This is a genomic window from Herpetosiphon llansteffanensis (assembly GCF_003205875.1).
Taxonomy (GTDB): Bacteria; Chloroflexota; Chloroflexia; order Chloroflexales; family Herpetosiphonaceae; genus Herpetosiphon; species Herpetosiphon llansteffanensis.
The window spans coordinates 1-20,663 of record NZ_PUBZ01000144.1 but is presented as its reverse complement, the minus strand read 5'-3'; the positions used below and the strand labels follow the sequence as shown (position 1 = coordinate 20,663).

Genomic DNA, 20,663 nt, shown 5'->3' with positions numbered 1-20,663 from the left:
CCCCCAGCCCCCGACCCCTACTGTTACATTTCGGAAGCTTTTTTATTGCCGTGACCATTTTTCTTGACGCACATATGGCCTTCATCTTCCATTGGCTGCAAGCATTGAGGGCAAATTGGCCGCCCGCCAGTGGTGATAATGTCCATCGCGTTGCGACTTAGCGCTTGCATTTGCGCCCGAGTTGCCGAAATCCGCACGCGGCGTGGCTCGTCTTTGGCTTCTTCATCGTCGGTTTGTTGCTGCAAAATTGGGTCAATATCTTCGTCTTCATCGTCGTCGGCCAACTGCAATTCATCAGCCTCAACCACCAACAGATCGCTGGTTGGGTCGTAGGCGAGCGCCATTTGGGCGATGCGGAAGAAGGGATTCAACGGTGGCCGCAGCAATAATTCGGCTGGGGTTGGCTCCTCGGATGCATCGGGCCGCGCCACGCCACGCTTATCCAATTCTTCAAGAATATCGTCAATGCGTAAGCATAATGCGCGAACCAACTCCTTTTCGGTGATCAACGAAACCAGATCGTTGCCTTTTTGGGCTTGAAGATAGAACGTGCGCTGGCCGGGCTGGCCAACTGCTGCTGCCGTAATATGGCTAACGCGGCGTAAATCGTAGACGAAATCTGACATACCGAACCTTTCAATTCAGTGTAAGCGAGAGCTTAGCTTAACCCACAGGCCGTTCAGTTTCCGGCGTAACGTCGTTTGCATCGTTCGAAGCAGGCTTGGCTTCAGGAAAGCTGGGCATTTCGCTGGTGTGATTGACACACAGCACATGCGGCCCGCTATCGTTGACCGTCACCACGGTTACTGAGGCTGGGCTAATGATAATCCGTTGGAACAAATCTAAATGCACGCCCAAATAATGCGCAATCATGGCTTTAACCACATCGGCATGGGCAAAAACGGCAATAACCTCATTGGGATGTTGCTGGCGCAGCGCTTCGAGCGCATCGACCACCCGATTTTGCATCTCGCGCAAGGTTTCGCCGCCTGGAATCCGCGTGCCCGATGGAAAGCGCTGGATATTGGTCCAAGTTGGGGTGTCGGCTAATTCCTTAATCGTGCGGCCTGTCCATTCGCCAAACTGAATCTCGCCAACGCCTGCCAAGATTTGCACCTCGAGGCCGAGCTGTTGGGCGATTGGTTGGGCGGTTTCGACAGCACGCTCAAGCGGGCTGCTATAGATCGCTTTGATCGGGGCGTTGGCCAAATGTTCAGCCAAGCGTTGAGCCTGAGCCTGACCTTCGGCGTTGAGGTGGACGTTGGGAGTCCAACCAGCCAAGGCTTTTCCAACCATATCGTTGGTAGCATGGCGAATTAATAAAAACGTCGTCATTGGTCTTGATTTCCTCCGCTACGACGCACAATACATCGTATTATACGGCGATTTTAAGTGCAATGGAAAGCCAGATTAAGCGGCGTAAGCCTTTTGCATGCTCCAAACTTCCTTGCCGCTCAAAGGCATGCGCGGGATAGATCGATCACTATCGCTGCTTGTATCGGTTCTGTATCGCTTAACCCCTAGTTGCCCAACCCCAAATATGGTGAAATAGAGCCAGCAACCAACCCCTACATCGAAACCCAACGCCACCCATCTCAATAGATCTTTTGGAGGAAACCATGGCTCATCCACGGCTGGTTCGATTGTTGTCGTTGGTACTTCTGACCGCCTTGATCGTTCAATTGGGACTGATTCCACAGAGCGTTGCTGCTCAAACCAAAACCAAACAAGCAACGCCAGCGAGCGAACTGCCCGCTACCCCCAAGGGCCTCAACTACTACTATCCATCAGACGATATTTACCAATATTCTTGGTCGACGCTGGTGGAAACCGTTTCAACCACCCAAGAACAAAGCAGCGGCGTGCGCAACCATAGCAATAGCTTCAATCTTCAAGGCTCGTTGTGGGTCGAGCGCTATGCCTCAGATGGCTACAGCACCTATCTCCAAGCCCAGATTGTTAAGCCAAGTATCTACAATAAAACCGAAGCTGGCTTGAAACAGATAACCGATCCTGAGGTGGTTGGGCCTGCCAGCGATGCAGAATTAGCCCGTCCCTTCTACTTCCAGCAAGATCGTGATGGGGTTATTTCTGGGCTGTATTTCGATGGCGCTGATAGCGAAGATGTGCAAAATATCAAACGCGCCGCACTCTCGCAATTGCAAATCTACCTCTATTACGAGCCAGAGTGTGCCGACCCAACCCAAATTGATTGTGTTGCAGCCTACAGCAAGAGCGAAAGCGATGTTTCGGGCGTTTACACTGCCGATTACAGCAGCCGCATGCTTGATGCCCAAACTGTTGAAATTACCAAAAAACGCAGCGAAAAATCCTACAAGAGTTTTGCTGATCGTTCAATTGCCAATGCTGAGGCAACCAAAATCGAAAGCACCAGCGTTGCAATCTACGACCTGCGGGCTGGCGTTCTGCTCAAAAATACCACGACCCAACGCATTCGCAGCGGTTTCAACAGCACCAATGGCCTCAATGACTATGAAGGTTCGGGCTATGCGATTGAATCAGGTGGCGATTCGACCGATGCAATTAGCTTTGAAGGTACCATTCCAGGCGAAATCGTGCCCCACGCCTTCGAAGGTAAAGCCAACACCAACGCCATTAGCACGTTGATTCGCTCAATCGCTGGCAAAGAATACAAATCTGTTGAGATTGTGGCCAATGTGAGCAGCAATAAAGCCGATGCCGACCTTGGCTTAGCTGCCGCCGACTTGACGACTGCCTTGAAGGAACTGGCTGACGCACCTAGCGACCCCAATGCAGTCAGCCGGCTACGCGCAACCTTGAATACAGTTGATGGCGCATTGAGCCAACTTGATCAACAACTCAGCAAAGGCCGCATCAACCCAGCCTTGTACGAAGGCATCATTGGGGCCTTGACTGGTGTTGTTGATAGCCAAGCCCAACGCTTGATCATCACGCACCTTGTCAATAACCAGAGCCTGAATCAAACAACGCGAACCCAAGCCCTCACTGCTTTGACCGTGATTGCCGAGCCAAGCGATGCCACGATTATTGCCGTCAGCGACTTGGTGCAAGCCAATGGCAGCGATGCCAAGCAAGCCTTGCTCGTGCTTGGGGCAATTGCCAACAATCTTTGGGCCAAACAACCTGAGTTGGCCCAAAAACTCAGCGCTATGCTGGAAACCAAGCTGGCTGAAGCCAAAACCGATATTGAGCGCGACTTGGCGCTGCGAGCTTTGGGCAACGCTGGCCCCGCCACTACGCTGAGCATTATCAGCGGCTACCTTGAGCATAGCAACGAAATTGTGCGCACCTCGGCCATCGATGCCTTGCGCAAATTCCCCGCTGCCGAAACTGAAGCGTTGTTGTTGAAAGCCTACAGCAGCGAAACTAGCGCTGTAGCTCGCCACGCTGCCCGCGAATTGCTCTTCGCCAATAGCGATGCCCCGCGCTTGAACGCCTTCGATTGGAATTGGCAAAAATTTGTTGGCGGCGGCGACCTCAAGGGCGAATTGAAGGCCCGCTTGTACCTGAGCAACGGCCCCGATATTACCGCATTGGCCCACGGTGAAGCCAAGGCTCACGCCTGGTCGTGGAGCTACAGCTTGGCCGAAGCTAAAGCCACCTCATATGTCCAAACCGAAAATGGCATCAAATATCGCTACTTCGAAGCCTATGTCAAAGTTTTGGGCAACAACGTCTTTACGCCCATCAAAGAGCGGGTTGCCTGTGGCGTTCAGCGCACCGGCAACCTGTATCAAACAACCATGACCTTCTTCTCGGTGACCAAAACCTTTATGGTTGGCCCGATTCCAATTCAATTGGGCTTGTCGGCTAGCGGCAGCATCTCGATTCCTTGGAAGATTGTGGCGACTGCGTGCGATGTGCCAATCTCGGCCAGTGCCAATGTTTCGATTACGCCAACGGTTTGGGCTTCGGCCAGTGCTACCGCCGCTGTTACCATCTTCATTGCTCGTGGTGGGATTGGGATCAACGCCGACTTCCTCAAAACCTCGCTCGAAGCCAAGGCCAGCGCAACTTACCACATCACCAATGGCTTCCACGGCAACTTAGGCTTGAACGTCTCAGTTCAACCATTGGCAGTCCGAATTTTCCTCTGGTATCAATTACGAAAATTGTTTGGTGGCTGGAAGAGCCGCAACGAATGGACAATTTGGAATTGGAGCGCAGCCACCCAAACATGGCCAATCTGGAACACGAATTTCTAAAGAAGCTTAATAAATAGCCCAAATGCAGTGCTGATGGCACTGCATTTGCTCTTTGGTAGGCCAAAAACCTACTCCCTGAGCCAAAAAGCACTTGCATTCTTGGCACGGGTGATATAAGGTAGGTGCTATCGCGAATGCTTGAGGTATTACGAGGATACTAAAGCCATGCGGCTGTCTTTCAATTTTGGTGAAGACAGGTAGTGTAAGGAGTAACTCCAAATGCATCAATCGGATTTGATCAAGGCCATTGCGGAAAAATCAGGTTTAAACCAAGCCCAAGCTGGCAAAGCAGTTAACGCCTTGCTCGAAAGCATTACCGAAGCGTTGGCAGCTGGCGATCGGGTTGTCTTGACTGGCTTTGGCACCTTTGAAGTCCGCGAACGCCAAGCGCGCACTGGCTTCAACCCCAAAACCCGCGAGCCATTGGAAATTCCTGCTACCCGCGCCCCAGCATTCTCAGCTGGTAGCAACTTGAAAAAAGCTGTCACCGAGAAATAGTGCTCGGTTGGCCCAACCACGGCTAGGCAACGAGCTTGGCCGTGGTTTTTTTGTTGCTTGAACATAGCACATTTGTTTTGTATAATCGCTTGGTTGTGTTGTATGAGGATTTTCTATGCAGGTCTATGAACGAGCTGGCGTGACAATTGTAGGTTTGGCTACGCGCACGACCAATCAAGCAGAAGGCGACCCTAACACTGGCTTAATTGGCCCATTGTATCAACGCTTTTTTAGCGAAAATATCAGCCAGCAGATCCCCGCTGCGGATCTTACCAGCCGCTATGCGGTCTATACGCACTATGCCAGCGACCATCAGGGCGAGTACGATTTGATTGTTGGCCATGCTGTCAGTGGCGAGCAACCAGTTGCTGCTGGCCTAAGCCAAATTACTATTCCTGCCCAACGTTATCTGCGTTGGCAAGCAACTATTGCTCAACCAAGCGATGTGTTTGGGCTGTGGGTGCAGATTTGGGACTATTTTAACCAGCCCCAAGCCTACCAACGCAGTTATACTGCCGATTTTGAATACTACGATTTTGCCCAGCCTGAGCAAGTCGAAATCTGGATTGCAATTCAGTAAGTTTTGAGTAGCATTCCCTCACCTCAAACCCCATGGTTTTACCTCCATGTGTTAGTAACCTATGGTCGGCTCCCCCTCGCCCGCTTCCAGTGGGAGAGGGGGCTGGGGGGTGAGGGAATTTATTTGGCCTCAAGCGTTTGTTTTGTCCAATCGATGTTATAGCCAGCAGCCGACTTGTCGATGACCTGCTCAACTGCCCCCAATACTTGGCCAATAAAATCAGGGTTTTCATGAACGAACACAATTGCCTCATTTGGCCCAGTGCTTGGTACCACTAACAAGCCATGTTGGTCGCGCCAACCAAGATAATCGAAAAAGAGATAAATAATCCACAAGACGATGACGGCTGATAACACATTTTGGGCTTGCTCAATTAAGATGTCTGATAAGATGCGTAAGATGCGTGGTTTTAGGCCTAGGAACATTGTTAAGCCTGTAGCTAAAATCAATACTTGGGTGGTCGGAAAAGCTTTGTAGATTTTTACTTGGGCAACTTTGGCAAGGTTTGCGGTTGGAATCAGCGTCTGATTAACCCGCAGCCGCGTGCCATTAATCTGCATGTGTTCGGCGCGTACTGTGGTAACGCTGTGTTTGGCAATTGGTTCGATTGCTGATTCGCTTGGCATAATTCCCCTCAATTCACTCCGATGCGGAGTATAATGCAATAATGCAATACGGTATTAGGATGAGTGTGTACATTAAGGAGCGATTCGCGTGGATAGTACCACCCTCAAAGTTGGCGATAAAGCCCCCGATTGGACATTAAGTGGCACTGATGGCGACGTGCATTTGGCCGACTTCCAAGGCCAAAAAAACGTTGTGCTGCTGTTTTATCCCTTAGATTTTAGCCCTGTCTGTTCGTTGCAATTGCCCAGTTATCAAGCCCGCAAGCCTGAGTTCGATCAACGCGATACGGAAATTTTTGGCATTAGCACTGATAGTAAATGGTCGCACAAAGCATTTTCCGATCAGTTAGGGCTTGAATATCAACTGCTCAGCGATTATCAACGCCAGGTTTCCGAAGCCTATGGTGTGTTGCGTCCCGAAGGCTTTACCAATCGCGCAGTATTTGTGATTGATAAAGCTGGGATCGTGCGCCACGTTTCGGTCACCAATCCCGGCCAACAGCCCGACCAAAACGAAGTGATGAACGTACTGGAAACGTTGTAAATTGCAATGGCGCGGTACAGCTCTGTATCGCGCTAGCTGATGATTGCCAGCACGATGATCAAACCGCCTTGCAGCAATGCCAAGCCAGCCAAGCTTTTAAATGCTCCATCAGGCAGCCAATTGGGCCAAAGCCCACCAGTTTGCTTAATTGGCTGGCGGTCTTGGCGATAGCGCGGGTGATAGCGGGCATGCACATAACTGGCGAGCATGATCATTACGCCTGGAATGCTATCGATCAGCATTCGCAACCCAGTGCTTAGCCCGCCAGTTTGCCAAAATGGGCTGCTGGTCAAGGCTAAAGTGAGGCCGAAAAATCCAATCAGGCCAAAGAGAATGTGCTTTGCATACTTCATCGTTCTCTCCGATTATCCGTTTAGAAAAACAGCTTGCTGAAGAGCCAACTAAGTGCCGAAAGTGCTACGAATGCCCCACAACTATAGGCTAGCCCAGCCAAGATCCGTTGTTGGTTGGCGCTGACCCACGGGCCATTCTTGAACATTTCAAAGGCTGGCAATTGCTTGGGATCGGTGGCAGCGTGTTGGCGCAGAAAAAGCCAGTAACTTCCAGCGTAGCCAGCAAAGGCTAACCCCAACATAATCCTCGCTAGTTCTTGCAAGATTGTTACAAGCGATGTGCTATTGAGAATTTCATTTAAGCTCTCAACGCTCATGCTTATACCACCGAGCATTAAGCCTAAATACATAAGCGTATGTCTGATTTTCATCGTTGGCTCCAAATATTCCGTAACACTGTACGCAGTGTTGCTGGTTTTGATGCAGCTTAGTTTGCGCCATTGGGTTGCAAAATATAGCCAACGCTAGGAATCGTCACCAAATATTGCGGCTCAGCGGGGTTTGGCTCGATTTTTTGGCGCAAACGATGGACCAGTTGTTTCAACAACGTGCGATCGCCAATGCCATGTTGGCCCCAAACGTGGATTGTAACCTGTTCGTTGCTGACCACCCGGCCTGCATTGGCCAACAAATATTGCAGCAAGCGAAATTCGCGATTGGTCAATGAGACAAAGCCCAAGCCTTCGCGGCTGACGCTTTGACGCTCGGTATCCAGCACCAAATCGCCTTGTTGCAAGGGCGTTGGGCGTTCGCCGCCACCGCGTCGCAGCAGCGCGCGCACCCGTGCTGTGAGCGTGCGTGGGCTAAATGGCTTGTTGAGATAATCGTCTGCGCCGCCATCCAAGCCACGAATCAAATCATCTTCGCTGTTGCGTACGGTCAGCAACATTACTGGCACAGCCGATTGCGCGCGAATCCGACGACACACTTCAAAGCCATCCAAACCTGGCATATTCACATCGAGAATCACTAATTCTGGTTGTTCGCTGGCAAATTGGGTTAAAGCTTGGGTTCCATCGGCAGCTTGCACCACGGTATAGCCTGCTTGGCTCAGGGCAAAGCCAATTAAGCCGCGTAATTCAGCATCATCATCAACGACTAAAATTTTCATCGCTTCCTCTGGGTAATTCAATCACAATCCGCGTGCCAAGGCTGCGGGCTGGCACATGAATGCGGCCATCGTGGCGCTCAATAATTGATTGAACGATCCACAAGCCCAAGCCAGCGCCGCTTTGCTCTGGCTCGTTGCGCCCGCGCACAAACAAGCGAAACGGCGATTCGCTGGGCGATGGCGGCATACCTGGGCCTTCATCTTCGACCCACACATGCAAATACTCGGCGCTTACCTCGCCGCCAATGCCAATGGTGGTATCGGGTGGCGAAAATTTGCTGGCGTTGGCGAGCAAATTAACAAAAACTTGGGTTAATCTGGTGGCATCGCCAGCCACATTCGGCAGTGGATAAGGCAAATCGACCTCGACTTGCTGCCGCCGTTGTTGAATTAAGGGTAACATCAACTCAACGGCGGCCTCGACTACCGAATCTAGGGCGATTTCGCTGCGCCGAATCGTCAATTGGCCCGCTTCGATGCGCGCACTTTCCAACAAATTATCGATCAAATAGGTTAGGCGCAAGGCTCCACGCTGTAATGATACGATCAGTTGGCGAATTTGGGCGGTCGTAAGTTGCGGCAATTGATCAAGCAGCAGCTCCAACGAGGCTAATTGGGCCGAGAGCGGGGTGCGAAACTCATGCGAAATCGTTGCCAAAATCGTATCACGCAAGCGGCGAGAGGTTTCAATATCGGTTTCATCACGCATCACTTGCACATGATTATGCTCAAGATCGCCGGAGCTGGTGATGATCACGGTTCGGCGGCGACCATCGCGCAATTGTAAATGCTCGGTGGCTTGGGCTTGGCCACGAAAGCGGGCATGAATGATTGGACAAGCTTGCTCACAAGGCCGCACGCCATCGATTAATTGGGGCTGCAGCACATCGCCACAAAAGCGCCCAATTGCTTGCTCTGGCTCTATGCCAAGCATATTTGCTGCTTGTTGATTCAAATAGCGAATCCGCCGATCGCGATCGACGGTAAACACACCTTCGACAATGCCCGCCAAAATAGCGTTGGCCTCAGATTGTTGGCGCTGAAGATCGGCGGTTAGGCCGCGCAACCGTTGGCGCATATCTTCCAAGGTGCCAGCGAGCGTGCCGACCTCAACGCCTTTGGCTGGAGCGACAGGCGTAGTTAAATCGCCGCGACCAATTTGGGCGGCAGCTTTGGTTAAACGCCGCAACGGCCCACCGACATAGCGCCCAACCAACAAATTGAGGCCAAAAGCCAAAACCCCGCCAACCAAGGCAATCGTCAGCAAAACTTCGCTGAGCCGTTGCGCCGAATTGCGAATTTGGGTATCGGGCAGGGTCACACTGACAACGCCAATTGGCTGGCCGGTGCTGGCAAGCAGCGGGGCACTAGCGATGTAGTGATGTTGCTCGCGCAAATAGCTATCGGTGGTTGAGTTATTGCTGAGCGCCGCAGTTTGGGTTTGGCTCAAGGGATTGTTGGCGTTGTTCAGGCGTTGTTGCGGCACAATTGCCACGGGCAAACTCAGAATTGTCGATAATTCAGTTTGATACTGTTGATCAAGCTCAATCCAAACCGCGACAATCACCTTGGGGTCAGTGGCGAGTGGCACGCGGGCAGCCAAGCGCAACAATGGGCCATCGAGCAATAACGCCCGATCTTCGAGTGCTGGCATGGTCGGAATCTCGGCTCCAACCGCGATTAATAGCTGGCCATCTTGGTATACAGCGCAGCCTGCTAGATCGCTGGTGGCTTGAAATTGGCTCAAAAATGTAGTCAGCGCAGCTTGATCATTGCTTTTGAGCAGGCGAGCGAGGGTTGGGCGTTCGGCTAATAGTTGCGCGGTCGTCAATACCTCGTTGCCAGAACGCTTGACATCGTTTTGGGCAATCGCAACGCCTTGGCGCACCCGTGCTAAGCCTTGATCATCGCCCAATTCTAGCAACAAGCTAATTGCCACGGTCGCAATTCCGACGATGGCAATGATTAAAACTGCTAAGTTTACGCCGATTAGCAGCGTTGGTAGGCGAATTTTAGGTCGTAATTGCATCTCGACACCGCTGCATTAAATGTTGATCCACGAAGAGCACGAAGGGAAATCGGCTATAGGCTTTTGTTCGTAGTCACAGATTTTTGTGATGCAGTTTCTGCTGCCCCTGATCCTTGGTTGTAGATCCCCTCACCCCAACCCCTCTCCCGTGGCGCGGGCGAGGGGCTTTAAATCGGTAGTTCTTGCACAATACTTGCTGAACAATGGTCGGCCCCCCATCGCCCGCGTTCAGTGGGAGAGGGGGCTGGGGGGTGAGGGCACAGTTGACCATAGTCCTTCTAAAAGCCTACCCCTGATTACTGGCCCCTGACCCCTAACTCCCCTTTTGATTTCTGCCTTTTGACTTCATCCCTCATCCTTCATCCTTCATCCTTTCCCTATGTTCTATGTTCTATGCTCTATGTTCTTAACGCCATGGGTGGCACTTGCAAGGGCTAAACCCTCAACCCAGCGCTCGCGAATTGGGTCGCATCCGGCTAGGGCGGCCCCAACGATTTGCAGATTTTCGACAATTGGCTGCTGCTGAGCATCGATTGGCTGAAGCTGTTGATTAACCGCGATGCCTGCTTGAAAGAGCTGATGTTGCTGGTGAATATTGTGCTCGAACCAGTGATCGCGCTCTGCTGGTTGTTGAACTGGCAAATTGAGCGCGGTTTCACGTAGCAGGTTGGGATAATCGGCGCGTAATCCACCCCCGCCAATGCCGCCAGTTGCCAAAACATAGTGCTTGGCAGTGTGACATTGCTCGCGGGCAGCAGCAGCGCTATACACCGCAACTAGACGTTGGTTCTGAAACTCGCCGCGAATAACCTCTGCATTCAGTTGGATGCGGCCATTCAAGCGCTCAACGTGGTTGATTAACATGCGTTGCAAGCGTAATCCGGCCACATTGGTTGGCAAGGTTGGTACTTCAGCAACTAAACAACCTAAAGCCGTTTGCAATTCATTAACGATGTTTGCGCTCTGGTCGAGGCCAAGGATTGCGGGAAATAGTAACAGTTGGGCATCGCCGCGAATCTGATCGATCTGCTTGATCAGCGCTTGGCGAAAACTGGCTTGCTCGCATAAACGCGCCAAATTAACACTATTGAAATCGCGGCTGCGCTGGCTTGGTGGCATCGTCAAATATGTGCCACGAGCGGCAATGCCCTGCTCGGCGAGTCGTGCTGCCAACAATGGTGGGAAGAAATCGCGCAATTCGTGAAAGCCAAGCACCAAAACCCGATAGTTGCTGATGATCGAGCGTTCAGCATTGATCATGGTTAAAGGAACGGCATTGGTTGGCCGCCACGTGCCAATTGCAGTTGGCAACCAAGCGTGTTGGCGCTTGGCAATAAAGCGATAGCCCTGCTGCTCGCTGAATTGCAGCCATGCCTTGGTTGCTGGCTCAAGCGCTGATTGCAGCGTGGTGAAGGGATGATGAGCGCTTAGTTCAGCTGGTGGCTGATGCGGCCAAAGATCAAGGCAGCCGCTGCTCCACGGCAATGTGCCATGGCCTTTGGCCAACAACGTGACGTTTCGGCCAGCTTGGGCATGCAGAATTGCGCTCCACAACCCGGCGAGGCCTGCGCCAATCACCAACACATCAGCTTGCACGCTTAGGCTCCTAGAATAATATCGCGGCGTTCAAAGGCAAAAAAGCCAAAGGCGCTGACCGCAATTAACAGGGCTATTTGTCCACCCAAAATTGCCAAGGCTTGATTGATGTTGCTCTCGTAGGCTTGGCGGGTGACCGCTAGCTCAAAGCCTGCAAAAAGCGGCGTTAATGGAATGCCAACGATGGTGCGAATGGCAGCCAAAATTTTGCCCAAGCTGCCGTTTGGGGCAAATGTATTGGTAAAAATATCGCTGGTACTCAACGAAGCCAAGGCAATTACGCCCAAAATGCTCAAGCGCCAGCCTTGCGATAAAACCAAACTTGAAAGCAACAGCACCAATGCCGTCACTAAGGCAATATCCAAAATCAACGGCAATGCGCCAGCGCCCCAAATCACTGCATCCCACAAAATCGGCTTGTTGATCAGCGTGACGATCAGCGTGCAAAGCAGTAGATTCATGAGGCTAATTAAAAAAGCGACTAAAAATAAGCCAACCAAATAGCCTTTGCGGCCTAATGAGCGGGCTAAAACCACATAGCCCTGTGGCCGATTGCCCATGCCTGCCATCATTGTGGTGGTGAAAATCGTTTGACATAACACAAAAATGGCGGTCATGCCAAAAAACTGGGTGGCGGTGAGATGAGCGGCTGTATTTGGTTTGCGCAAAAACACATAGGCAAAAATGATTAATGCACCAAACTCAATTAAAAAGCGCCCACTGCGTTTATATTCGCTCCAGATAAAGCTTGTCCAAGCCCAAATTTGCCGAAGCTTTGCCATTATTGCTGTTCCTCGTTCGCTAACAAACTATCAAGAATTGCCAGCGGTGCTTGGGGCTGCATTTCTGCTGGTGGTTCTTTGCCCGATACAACGTGCAGATACAGATCGCGCAGATTGCCAAGCGTCGGTTGTAAGCTCGACACGGTGTAGCCTTCATCAAGCAGCAATTGCAACAATCGCCCTTGCAAGGCTGGGGTATTTTCGGGCACGGTGATAAAGCGATCATCGCGCACGATGCTTGGGTCAATCGAACGCAAGGCAAAATCGAGGGCATCGGTTGGGGTTTCTTTCAGCGTCAGCACAATGCCATTCGTGCCCGTTAGTTGGGCTAAATCGGTTTCGGCAGCAAGCGCGCCTTGCACCAAAATGCCCACCCGATTGCAAACAGCCTCGATTTCATCAAGTTGGTGCGAGCAAATCAAAATCGTATGGCCTTGACTGCGCAGATCGAGCAAGAGATCGCGCATTTCGATTTGGCCTTGTGGGTCGAGGCCCGATGATGGCTCGTCGATCAGTAACAGTTGTGGGTCGGCAAGCAAGGCTTGGGCAATCCCAACCCGCTGCGTCATCCCCTTGGAATAAGTGCGCATGCGCTTATCTGCGGCTTCGGTCAGGCCCACCAATTCGAGCAAATCGTTGACGCGACTGGCGAGGCTAGCTCCGCGTTGGCCGCCAAAATTGCCCAGATAGGTCAAATATTCGCGGGCGCTACAATGGGTGTGGTAGCGCAAGCGTTCGGGCAAATAGCCAATTTGGCCGTGCATGGCGGCTGGCGTTTTGCCAAAAACCTCAATTCGGCCACTGTCGGGGTATAAAAAACCCATAATCAAATGAATGAGGGTCGATTTGCCTGCGCCATTTGCCCCAAGCAAGCCATAAACTTGGCCTTCTTGGACCATCAAATTCAACTGGCGCAAGATCGTTGTGGTATCAAAACGTTTGACAATGTTTTCGAGCAAGAGTGCTGTCATACCTTCTCCCTACATCCAACGCTGCATGACAACCAAGACAATGCCGCTGAGCAATGCCACTGGCAAGGCGCGCGTATAGCACCAACGCAAGCTTTCGTTCAACGGTTGGCGCACCGTTGAGCCATTGATGTAGCGGCCAACCCCAGCCAAGGCCAAGGTTGTGGCAACGGTCAAGGCTATATGCAGCGACCAATGCAAGCCCGCCGTAATCGGAAAGCCCAAAAGTGGGATTAATGTGAGCAGGACTGTTGCGCGAATTGCCCGCCCCCATTGGGCTAGCTCGGCGCTCGCACGATTCAATTCTGCTTCGGGGCCACCAGGCGTTAAGCTCCAATCGTGGGCAAATGGCCCCCAACCGAGCGCAACCGGCAACGCCATAGCGGCGGCAATCAAGGCCAAAACGCGCGCTGGCACAATGTTCCATTGCCAATTATCGCCTGTCCAGAGCGCAACGCCCAAGGCCAGCCACAAGACAATCCGGCCTGCACTGCTCAATTGGGCCTCACGCATGGCCGCGCGCACGCTCGAAGCGGCCAAACTTTGCAAGCCCGGCATGAGCGCCAGGATAAACGAGGTTTCGAGCAAGGCCCAAGCTAGCCACAATTGACCTAAACGCGAGGTTGCTAGTGGCGAGCCAGCCCATGGCAAAAATGCAGGTGCAATTAAACCCAAGAGGGCGGCTAGCGCCAGACTAAGTGAGGTTTTGCCCTGTAAGGCAGCTAATAACCCACGGCTCAAGCCACCCCCGGGCGCGTGCAATTTGGTAATCCCAATCACCGCGAGGGTTAAAAGTAGCGTGGTAAGCATGCCTGGGTAGAGCAAGGCAGCAATCAATTGTTGAATTAATGTATTCATAAGCGACCTTTAGTGTTTGGCGGTACGGGCGTTGAGTGCCTGAACGATGCCAGCCTGAATTGCCGTCACTGTCGGCGGATCGCCATCGATTTTCGCGGCAACCTGAATTTCTGGCAGTTCGGCCAAGCCGCCTCGACCAAACGGGTGTCCGTCGATGCTGGCGCGACCTAAGGCAATCAGTGGCGCACGATCAGCAATAAAATCACGCCAAACATTCATCAATGCTGGGCGCAACAACAGTGGAATTGGCCCGGTTAGCACAAAAATATCAGCATGGGCCGGAGTGGCTGCCCAGGTTAGGTTGCGCGCGCTGCGGATAGCCTCGGCTAAAATGCGAACTTCGATGCCAGTTGAGCCAGCATTTAGGTGATAAACCGCAATCACGCTGACCTCCATTTCGTATGAAACCGCGTGCTAGTATACCAGAGTCTGGGGGGCTATTGCGTGAGGAGTTTGATTCGGCATACAGCGCTTGCTCTATGCCGAATCAATGGCTTAGCGGCCTTCTTCGGTCTTGACGGCGTTAACAAAGCCTTGAATTTTTTCAAAGACAGGCCGTGGACTCCAATCGGGATTGAGAATGCCGAACGAGGCCGTTTGATCAAGCGGATCGGGTGAGGTTACCGCGAAATTGAGGTTCCACACAAACATTGTGGCAACCCATGGATAATCGCGGCGGGTCATTTGCAGGGCATCGAGCACATATTGGCCTTGTTGTTCAAGGCTAATTTCATTGCCATACTCGTAGCCTGGGCTGGTATTTTGGGTTGCCCAGCCAAACTCCGTCACCCACACTTGATACTCGCTCATGCCATATTTATCCATCAAGATTTTGAGGTTTTCGATATGACGGAAGTAGTGGGTTGGGCTTTCGAGCCAACCTGGGCCTGGGCCTGGCATATCGGGCCACAGCGTCGCAGGCGGGTTGTATGATGGTGAAGGATGGAAGCCCACGCCATCGATATGATCTTTGAAAATGCCATCTTTGTAGCTGAACATTTGCTCAAAGTAGGTCATATCGTCGACTGCTGCTGGCGAATCGCCAGTTGAAGTCAAGGCCCCTGAGATCACAAACGCTTCCGGGTCAATCGGTTTGATTCGATTGTAAGCTTCAACCAAGAGATCGACATATTTGGTTGCGTCGATTGACTCACGCGAGCCACCATTTTCGTGATCAAGATTTTGCTCGTTCCAAATTTCGTAGGCTTGGACTTTGCCTTTGTAGCGCACCACCAAGGCTTCGACGAAATCGCCAAAATCTTTGATGTTATCGGGCATGCCGTTGGTGCCATCGGCGCGTGCCCACGATGGCGAACGCACAATACTCAACAGCACTTTGATATTTTTGGCGTTGGCATCGGCGACGATCGCATCAAGCTCGCCCCAGCCAAAGTTGCCCTTAGGGCCTTCAATATCTTTCCATTGAATCTGTTGGCGCACCCAATCGAAACTGGCGTTGTTCATCAAGGTTAAGGCGCGGTTGCGATCGGTATAGTAGAGTTGGGCAGCTGCGCCATATTGCAAATAGGGCAAGGTTAATGGATTGCCGCTGGTAACTGCTGGGTTCGTGCCCGTGGTTGGGGCCGCAGTTTCCGGCGTAGCAGTCGCTGCTTCAGGATTCGTTGGTTGGGCTGTGGGAGCGCTATCGCCGCCACATGCTGCCAAGATATTAACTGCGAGTAAGCAGCCCATGGCAGCACTTAACCAGCGTAATTTTCGCATATCAAACTCCTCGTCAGACAACAAACACGAAGATCAAACACTGGCTTCAGAGCGTGATCTTCGTGTTGTGTAAACCGACCTCGGTTAATTATTTATGGGTTGCTGCAAACTGTTGCAAGCGGGTATAGGCTGGGCGTGGGCTCCAGTCAGGGTTCAAGACCCCGAACGAAGCGGTTTCGTGCAGCGGATCAAATGATGTGACCGCGAAGTTTAAGTTCCACACGAACATTGCGCCAACCCATGGAGCGTAATCGTAGCGAGCCATATACATTGCTCGTTCGAGGTACGCGCCTTGTTCTTCGAGCGTGTTCGAGTTGCCATATTCAAAACCTGGGCTGGTGTTGGCGGTTGCCCAGCCAATTTCGGTTACCCAAATTTGGCGGTCGCCGTTGCCACTGTTGGCCAGCACTTGATAGACATCTTCGATCCGTCGCCAGTAGAATTCTGAGTTGTCGCGCCAGCCTGGGCCAGGGCCTGGATTGTCTGGCCACTTAGTATCTGGTGGATTGTAGGTGCCACCGAAGTGTGCCCCAATCACGTCGACGTTGCTCCAGAATTTAGGAATTGCAAACATTTGGCTGAAGTAAATCAGCTCGTCAATTGCAATATCGCTGCGGTTGGTTGCGGTTGGCGTTGGTGAGCCAGAAACAACAATCGCTTCTGGATCAGCAGCTTTCACGCCTTTGTAGGCATATTCAAGCATGTCGACATAATATGAGGCGGTTGCAACTACACCACCGTTTTCAATGGCGTAATTTTGTTCGTTCCAAATTTCGTAGGCTTGCACTTTGCCTTTGTAGCGTTGGGCCATGCGCTGCATGAAATCGCCAAATTTAGGGAAGTTGCGGCGTGATGGCAAGCCGTGGGTGCCATTTTCGCTGGCCCATTCAGGCGAACGCACGACACTCAACAGGACTTTAATCCCCTTGGCGTGTGCTTCGTTGACGACTTTATCCAACTCGCCCCAGTAGATTGTACCGTCGGCAGCCTGGAGATCTTCCCATGGTGCTTGTTGGCGAATCCAGCCGAAGGCTGCATTGTTGACCAATTGATACAAGCGATCGCGTTCTTGGTAGAAGGCTTGGACATTGTAGCCATAGATGAAATCGGCTGGAATGGCTTCATCACGAGTGTGATAGCGGAAGAACCATTCCTTGACTGCCAATTTTGGCTCGTCTTTGTGTTCGTTGTAATATTGTTTGCCCAACAAACCAAGCAAAACTTGATATTCAGGCTTTTCTTCTGGGTGATATTCGAAGCGGTTGCGTTCGAAATATTGCACCCAATAGACTTTGCCTGTATCGGGGTTCAACTCTTGGAATGGCTCTGACAAAGGATAGCCAAACACCGACAAGCCACCAAAATTGCGCCAGAAGGTCAAGAATGGGCCAGGGGTGTTGGTCAAGGTGTGTTCGGTTTCAGGGAACCAAACCGTGCCATTGTTGGGGTTAGCAACTGGTTTGAAGGCTGGTTCGTTTTCGCGACCCTTGGCCAATTCTTTGCCCAACAAGCGCCCAAGCACAAAGTATTTATTGCCATTGGTTGGGTGATTGAAGTTTTCAGGGTGCTCTTCTAAGATGGCGCGTTCGAAATATTGCACCAAATAGAATTTACCAGGCTCGGTAAAGCTTTCTTGGACAAATGGCAAGGAAATAGGATAGCCCAACACGCGCATAGCGTTTGGCGTATTCTTCCAAAATTGCCAAAAATAGTTGACCGCTGATTGCCCGGTTTCGGGGAAATACTGGGCTAAAGGCGGCGGCGGTGTAGCCTCGGCCTTGGTTCCAGGTAGCACTACGCCCATGGCAATAAGCATGAGCAGGCCAAGACGAACCCATCGTCGTCGCATGGCATTCTCCTTTTATCGAAGCACTAAATCGTTCGCAAGCAATTGCTTAGGTCTGACTGCGTAATAGTAGCATGCCCAACCTGATAAATTGCTTATAGCCTACTGATGAGCACGTTACGAATTGATTGCAATGTCCAAGCTGATGTCGAGCGCAACCGCTGAGTGAGTAATCGCGCCGCACGAAATGAGGTTCACACCCGTTTCGGCAACTGCCCGAATCCGCTCAAGCGTAATGCCACCAGAAGCCTCAACCAAGGCGCGTCCAGCAATTAACTGCACAGCCTCGCTCATGGCTTCAATTGACATATTATCAAGCATGATAATGTCGGCTCCGCCATCAAGTGCTGCTTGTACTCCCGCCAAATCCTCAACTTCGACCTCGATTTTGGTGGTATGCGGCGCGACAGCCCGTGCTCGCTGCACTGCGCCGACAATATCGTGGCCGCCAAGCGCCAGATGATTGTCTTTGATCAACACGCCATCGCCCAAATTGAACCGATGATTCGCTCCGCCACCTGCGCGGACAGCAGCTTTTTCCAAAGCGCGCCAGCCGGGCGTGGTTTTGCGCGTATCAACCAATTTGGCTTGGGTTCCGGCGATTTTGGCAACATACAGCGCCGTTTTGCTGGCAATGCCCGAAAGCCGCTGCAAAAAGTTAAGCATGGTGCGTTCAGCCATCAGCACCGAACGTGCTGGCCCGCTGAGATAGGCCACGATTGTGCCATACTCAACTGTTGCGCCATCGTGCAGCACTGCTTGCCACTCCAAGGCTGGGTCGACTAAACGGCAAACTGCCGCCGCAACATCCATGCCCGCGAGTACACCCTGATCTTTAACTAAAACATGGGCTTTGGCTGTTAAATCAGCCGGAATTGTGGCTAGTGACGTTAAGTCGCCACCATCGAGGTCTTCTGCTAACGCCAATTCAATTAGGCGTTGAGTTGCTTGAGGAAGGTACATTGCACAAACACCATTGTCCTTGTACATTGGGTTTCGATTGTCAATCATAGCATAAAAATCCTTGTTGCGGGGATCAATCTGCCCCAAGCGACCACGAATCCTGCAAACAACCCATGCTGAATGGTATTGCTCACAGGATTCTCTGGCAGCATCGATTTGGCTGATTGAATAATAAATTTATTAAAAATTTTTATAAATTCGCCATCAAATATGCATCTGATGATTAATATGAGCGAAATTTAGCTTTTGCGCATCTCTTTAATTAGATTCTGTTTTAATTCCCACAAGCGTTGGCTGAGCGAAACGTGATAGATGTGGGGATTGACCAAGCGCAACACGCCAGGATCAAGCCGCGCCAAATCACGGATGCGGCGTTCGCGCAACTCGGCCAAATCGGGCACATCGACGACGCGCCGCCCAGAATCGAGCACCGTGGCATACAAGGCTTCAATCGTGTGGTCGGCTGGCGTGAGCGTGCGTTGTTTGCCTGCATCAGTTGGGTGATATAAATTCAGTGCTTCGCTTTGCTGTGGATGTTCGTCATCCAAGGTCAGCACATCGGCGCTGGCCCGCCCACGGCTATCATAGACCCGCCATGCTGCTTTACGCCCGGGCGTTGGCGTTTTCTGGGGGTTTTCCGAGAGCTTGATTGCAGGCTTCCAGGTATCGCGGTCGAATAATGAAACCAATTTGTACACGCCGCCCAAAGCTGGCTCGCCCCACGATGTGACTAAATGCGTGCCAACCCCAAAGACCAAGCGCTTGATCACTGCATCGGCTTCGAGGCCATAGCGTGGCGCTTCGGCGCGAATTTGGGTCAGAATTTGCCAAATCACCAGCTCATCGAGATTGTTGGAGAGCACAATTGACACATCGGGAAAGCCTGCGCTATTGAGCATTTTGGCCGATTGAATGCTGAGGTAAGCCAAGTCGCCAGAATCGAGCCGAATGCCAACGGGTTTGTGGCCTTGGCGGCGCAGTTTTTCAAAGACCTTGATTGCATTGGGCACGCCACTTTCCAAGGTATTGATTGTGTCGACGAGCAGCAATGTGTCGTCGGGATAGGCTTCGGCGTAGGCCTCGAATGCGCCTAATTCGCCCATGCCCAAGGCCATTGCGGTTTGCACCAAGCTATGAGCATGCGTACCGCTTGGTTGCACGCCCATATCGAGTGCTGCGCCAACGTTCGATGAGGTGTCAGCGCCGCCGATTAATGCAGCGCGGGTGGCCAAATTGGCTCCCCAGCCTTGGGCGCGGCGCAAGCCAAATTCCAAAAATAAGCCATCGCCAGCGCTCTCGCGCACCCGCGCCGCTTTGGTGGCAATCAAGGTGCTGAAGTTGAGCATGTTCAGCAAGGGCGTTTCGAGAATTTGCGCCAGTACCAAGGGGCCTTCGACAATCGTCATTGGCACGGTGTGGTGCACCACGCGACCTTCGGGAATAGCGCGAATCGTTAGATTGCGCAGATCGCCATATTTGCGCAGCCAGCCCAAGAAATCGCTGCTAAACAAAGGTTGGCCGGTGCGGCCTTTCATGGTCGAGAGTGCGCCAATTTCGCCCTCGCCAAAGCGTGCTGTATCCATCCATTCGAGCAAAGGTTGCATGCCTGCCGCCACCGCATAGCCCGCCGCATGCGCTCCATAATTGGGATAGGCACGGAAATAGTGGTCGAACAAAGCTGGTCTTTCGTGCAGCCCCAAACGATAGTAAACCTGCGACATGGTTAATTGATATTGATCGGTGAAGAGAATGCCATGTTGAAAGCGCGTTGTCATCTATCACGTCCTTTACGATTGTAAATCGACTTAGTGTCTATAATACACTAATTACGAGGAATTGCAATACGAACATAGGGGGCTGGGGAAGCGAAAGGATGAAGGATGAGGGATGAGGGATGAAATCAATAACGTCATCTTCGTGTCCTTCGTGTCCTTCGTGGATCAATTCATTAACGCAGAGGCGCAGAGGATGTTTGGCTC

At 51.9% G+C, this 20,663-nt stretch carries 20 protein-coding genes; 4 read left to right on the top strand and 16 right to left on the bottom strand.

Annotated features, from left to right (window positions below; all coding sequences use genetic code 11):
- Positions 1 to 23: 23 nt before the first annotated feature.
- Both C5S61_RS23285 and C5S61_RS23280 read right to left on the bottom strand, forming a co-directional pair.
- Positions 24 to 626 (bottom strand): DUF3090 domain-containing protein, encoded by a 603-nt coding sequence (locus C5S61_RS23285; RefSeq protein WP_110519404.1) that lies wholly within the window; start codon positions 624 to 626, stop codon positions 24 to 26.
- A gap of 37 nt (positions 627 to 663) precedes the next feature.
- Positions 664 to 1,335: an MSMEG_4193 family putative phosphomutase gene (locus C5S61_RS23280; RefSeq protein WP_110519402.1), complete on the bottom strand. Its 672-nt coding sequence runs from the start codon at positions 1,333 to 1,335 to the stop codon at positions 664 to 666.
- A 284-nt stretch (positions 1,336 to 1,619) separates the two neighbouring features.
- Between C5S61_RS23280 and C5S61_RS23275 the strand changes: the two genes are divergently transcribed.
- The 3 genes from C5S61_RS23275 to C5S61_RS23265 all read left to right on the top strand — a co-directional run bounded on the left by C5S61_RS23275 (position 1,620) and on the right by C5S61_RS23265 (position 5,286).
- On the top strand, positions 1,620 to 4,208 hold the full coding sequence (locus tag C5S61_RS23275; RefSeq protein WP_110519400.1) for a HEAT repeat domain-containing protein: 2,589 nt from the start codon (positions 1,620 to 1,622) through the stop codon (positions 4,206 to 4,208).
- Between the two features lie 219 nt (positions 4,209 to 4,427).
- Positions 4,428 to 4,706 carry an HU family DNA-binding protein gene (locus C5S61_RS23270; RefSeq protein ID WP_054535028.1) on the top strand — a complete coding sequence of 93 codons (279 nt, stop codon included), beginning with the start codon at positions 4,428 to 4,430 and terminating at the stop codon, positions 4,704 to 4,706.
- A gap of 115 nt (positions 4,707 to 4,821) precedes the next feature.
- Positions 4,822 to 5,286 (top strand): GyrI-like domain-containing protein, encoded by a 465-nt coding sequence (locus tag C5S61_RS23265; protein WP_110519398.1) that lies wholly within the window; start codon positions 4,822 to 4,824, stop codon positions 5,284 to 5,286.
- A 119-nt stretch (positions 5,287 to 5,405) separates the two neighbouring features.
- Here C5S61_RS23265 and C5S61_RS23260 read toward each other — a convergent pair whose 3' ends face one another.
- The gene (locus C5S61_RS23260; protein ID WP_110519395.1) at positions 5,406 to 5,912 is read right to left on the bottom strand and encodes a hypothetical protein; all 507 of its coding nucleotides are present in this window, start codon (positions 5,910 to 5,912) and stop codon (positions 5,406 to 5,408) included.
- An 88-nt stretch (positions 5,913 to 6,000) separates the two neighbouring features.
- On the opposite strand from C5S61_RS23260, the gene C5S61_RS23255 reads away from it, so the two are divergent.
- Positions 6,001 to 6,456: a redoxin domain-containing protein gene (locus C5S61_RS23255; RefSeq protein ID WP_110519392.1), complete on the top strand. Its 456-nt coding sequence runs from the start codon at positions 6,001 to 6,003 to the stop codon at positions 6,454 to 6,456.
- Positions 6,457 to 6,488: 32 nt separating this feature from the next.
- Here the strand turns inward: C5S61_RS23255 and C5S61_RS23250 are convergent, their stop codons facing one another.
- The 13 genes from C5S61_RS23250 to C5S61_RS23190 all read right to left on the bottom strand — a co-directional run bounded on the left by C5S61_RS23250 (position 6,489) and on the right by C5S61_RS23190 (position 20,459).
- Positions 6,489 to 6,809: a hypothetical protein gene (locus C5S61_RS23250; protein ID WP_110519391.1), complete on the bottom strand. Its 321-nt coding sequence runs from the start codon at positions 6,807 to 6,809 to the stop codon at positions 6,489 to 6,491.
- A gap of 20 nt (positions 6,810 to 6,829) precedes the next feature.
- On the bottom strand, positions 6,830 to 7,180 hold the full coding sequence (locus C5S61_RS23245; RefSeq protein ID WP_124033495.1) for a hypothetical protein: 351 nt from the start codon (positions 7,178 to 7,180) through the stop codon (positions 6,830 to 6,832).
- 56 nt (positions 7,181 to 7,236) lie between these two features.
- Positions 7,237 to 7,920, bottom strand: coding sequence for a response regulator transcription factor (locus C5S61_RS23240; protein ID WP_110519387.1), 684 nt, complete (start codon positions 7,918 to 7,920; stop codon positions 7,237 to 7,239).
- Positions 7,901 to 9,949 carry an ATP-binding protein gene (locus C5S61_RS23235; RefSeq protein WP_110519385.1) on the bottom strand — a complete coding sequence of 683 codons (2,049 nt, stop codon included), beginning with the start codon at positions 9,947 to 9,949 and terminating at the stop codon, positions 7,901 to 7,903. Before C5S61_RS23235 ends, C5S61_RS23240 begins: the two co-directional genes overlap by 20 nt.
- 384 nt (positions 9,950 to 10,333) lie before the next feature.
- Positions 10,334 to 11,545: a glycerol-3-phosphate dehydrogenase subunit GlpB gene (glpB, locus tag C5S61_RS23230; protein WP_110519384.1), complete on the bottom strand. Its 1,212-nt coding sequence runs from the start codon at positions 11,543 to 11,545 to the stop codon at positions 10,334 to 10,336.
- Positions 11,546 to 11,547: 2 nt separating this feature from the next.
- Positions 11,548 to 12,327 (bottom strand): hypothetical protein, encoded by a 780-nt coding sequence (locus tag C5S61_RS23225; protein WP_110519382.1) that lies wholly within the window; start codon positions 12,325 to 12,327, stop codon positions 11,548 to 11,550.
- Positions 12,327 to 13,298, bottom strand: coding sequence for an ABC transporter ATP-binding protein (locus tag C5S61_RS23220; protein ID WP_110519380.1), 972 nt, complete (start codon positions 13,296 to 13,298; stop codon positions 12,327 to 12,329). Before C5S61_RS23220 ends, C5S61_RS23225 begins: the two co-directional genes overlap by 1 nt.
- 9 nt (positions 13,299 to 13,307) lie before the next feature.
- Entirely contained in the window at positions 13,308 to 14,153 is an 846-nt protein-coding gene (locus C5S61_RS23215; protein ID WP_110519378.1) for a hypothetical protein, read from the bottom strand.
- Positions 14,154 to 14,162: 9 nt separating this feature from the next.
- Entirely contained in the window at positions 14,163 to 14,537 is a 375-nt protein-coding gene (locus tag C5S61_RS23210; protein ID WP_110519377.1) for an NADH:ubiquinone oxidoreductase, read from the bottom strand.
- A 111-nt stretch (positions 14,538 to 14,648) separates the two neighbouring features.
- Positions 14,649 to 15,875 carry an endo-1,4-beta-xylanase gene (locus tag C5S61_RS23205; protein ID WP_110519374.1) on the bottom strand — a complete coding sequence of 409 codons (1,227 nt, stop codon included), beginning with the start codon at positions 15,873 to 15,875 and terminating at the stop codon, positions 14,649 to 14,651.
- 88 nt (positions 15,876 to 15,963) lie between these two features.
- Entirely contained in the window at positions 15,964 to 17,724 is a 1,761-nt protein-coding gene (locus C5S61_RS23200) for a cellulase family glycosylhydrolase (RefSeq protein WP_110519373.1), read from the bottom strand.
- A 114-nt stretch (positions 17,725 to 17,838) separates the two neighbouring features.
- Positions 17,839 to 18,684: a carboxylating nicotinate-nucleotide diphosphorylase gene (nadC, locus tag C5S61_RS23195; protein ID WP_110519406.1), complete on the bottom strand. Its 846-nt coding sequence runs from the start codon at positions 18,682 to 18,684 to the stop codon at positions 17,839 to 17,841.
- Between the two features lie 239 nt (positions 18,685 to 18,923).
- Positions 18,924 to 20,459, bottom strand: coding sequence for a nicotinate phosphoribosyltransferase (locus C5S61_RS23190; protein WP_110519370.1), 1,536 nt, complete (start codon positions 20,457 to 20,459; stop codon positions 18,924 to 18,926).
- Positions 20,460 to 20,663 lie beyond the last annotated feature (204 nt).

Bases quoted from the DNA above. Each gene is read 5' to 3' on its own strand.
- C5S61_RS23285 (WP_110519404.1), bottom strand. From the start codon at position 626: ATGTCAGATTTCGTCTACGATTTACGCCGCGTTAGCCATATTACGGCA.
- C5S61_RS23280 (WP_110519402.1), bottom strand. From the start codon at position 1,335: ATGACGACGTTTTTATTAATTCGCCATGCTACCAACGATATGGTTGGA.
- C5S61_RS23275 (WP_110519400.1), top strand. From the start codon at position 1,620: ATGGCTCATCCACGGCTGGTTCGATTGTTGTCGTTGGTACTTCTGACC.
- C5S61_RS23270 (WP_054535028.1), top strand. From the start codon at position 4,428: ATGCATCAATCGGATTTGATCAAGGCCATTGCGGAAAAATCAGGTTTA.
- C5S61_RS23265 (WP_110519398.1), top strand. From the start codon at position 4,822: ATGCAGGTCTATGAACGAGCTGGCGTGACAATTGTAGGTTTGGCTACG.
- C5S61_RS23260 (WP_110519395.1), bottom strand. From the start codon at position 5,912: ATGCCAAGCGAATCAGCAATCGAACCAATTGCCAAACACAGCGTTACC.
- C5S61_RS23250 (WP_110519391.1), bottom strand. From the start codon at position 6,809: ATGAAGTATGCAAAGCACATTCTCTTTGGCCTGATTGGATTTTTCGGC.
- C5S61_RS23245 (WP_124033495.1), bottom strand. From the start codon at position 7,180: ATGAAAATCAGACATACGCTTATGTATTTAGGCTTAATGCTCGGTGGT.
- C5S61_RS23240 (WP_110519387.1), bottom strand. From the start codon at position 7,920: ATGAAAATTTTAGTCGTTGATGATGATGCTGAATTACGCGGCTTAATT.
- C5S61_RS23235 (WP_110519385.1), bottom strand. From the start codon at position 9,949: ATGCAATTACGACCTAAAATTCGCCTACCAACGCTGCTAATCGGCGTA.
- C5S61_RS23225 (WP_110519382.1), bottom strand. From the start codon at position 12,327: ATGGCAAAGCTTCGGCAAATTTGGGCTTGGACAAGCTTTATCTGGAGC.
- C5S61_RS23220 (WP_110519380.1), bottom strand. From the start codon at position 13,298: ATGACAGCACTCTTGCTCGAAAACATTGTCAAACGTTTTGATACCACA.
- C5S61_RS23215 (WP_110519378.1), bottom strand. From the start codon at position 14,153: ATGAATACATTAATTCAACAATTGATTGCTGCCTTGCTCTACCCAGGC.
- C5S61_RS23205 (WP_110519374.1), bottom strand. From the start codon at position 15,875: ATGCGAAAATTACGCTGGTTAAGTGCTGCCATGGGCTGCTTACTCGCA.
- C5S61_RS23200 (WP_110519373.1), bottom strand. From the start codon at position 17,724: ATGCGACGACGATGGGTTCGTCTTGGCCTGCTCATGCTTATTGCCATG.
- nadC (WP_110519406.1), bottom strand. From the start codon at position 18,684: ATGTACCTTCCTCAAGCAACTCAACGCCTAATTGAATTGGCGTTAGCA.
- C5S61_RS23190 (WP_110519370.1), bottom strand. From the start codon at position 20,459: ATGACAACGCGCTTTCAACATGGCATTCTCTTCACCGATCAATATCAA.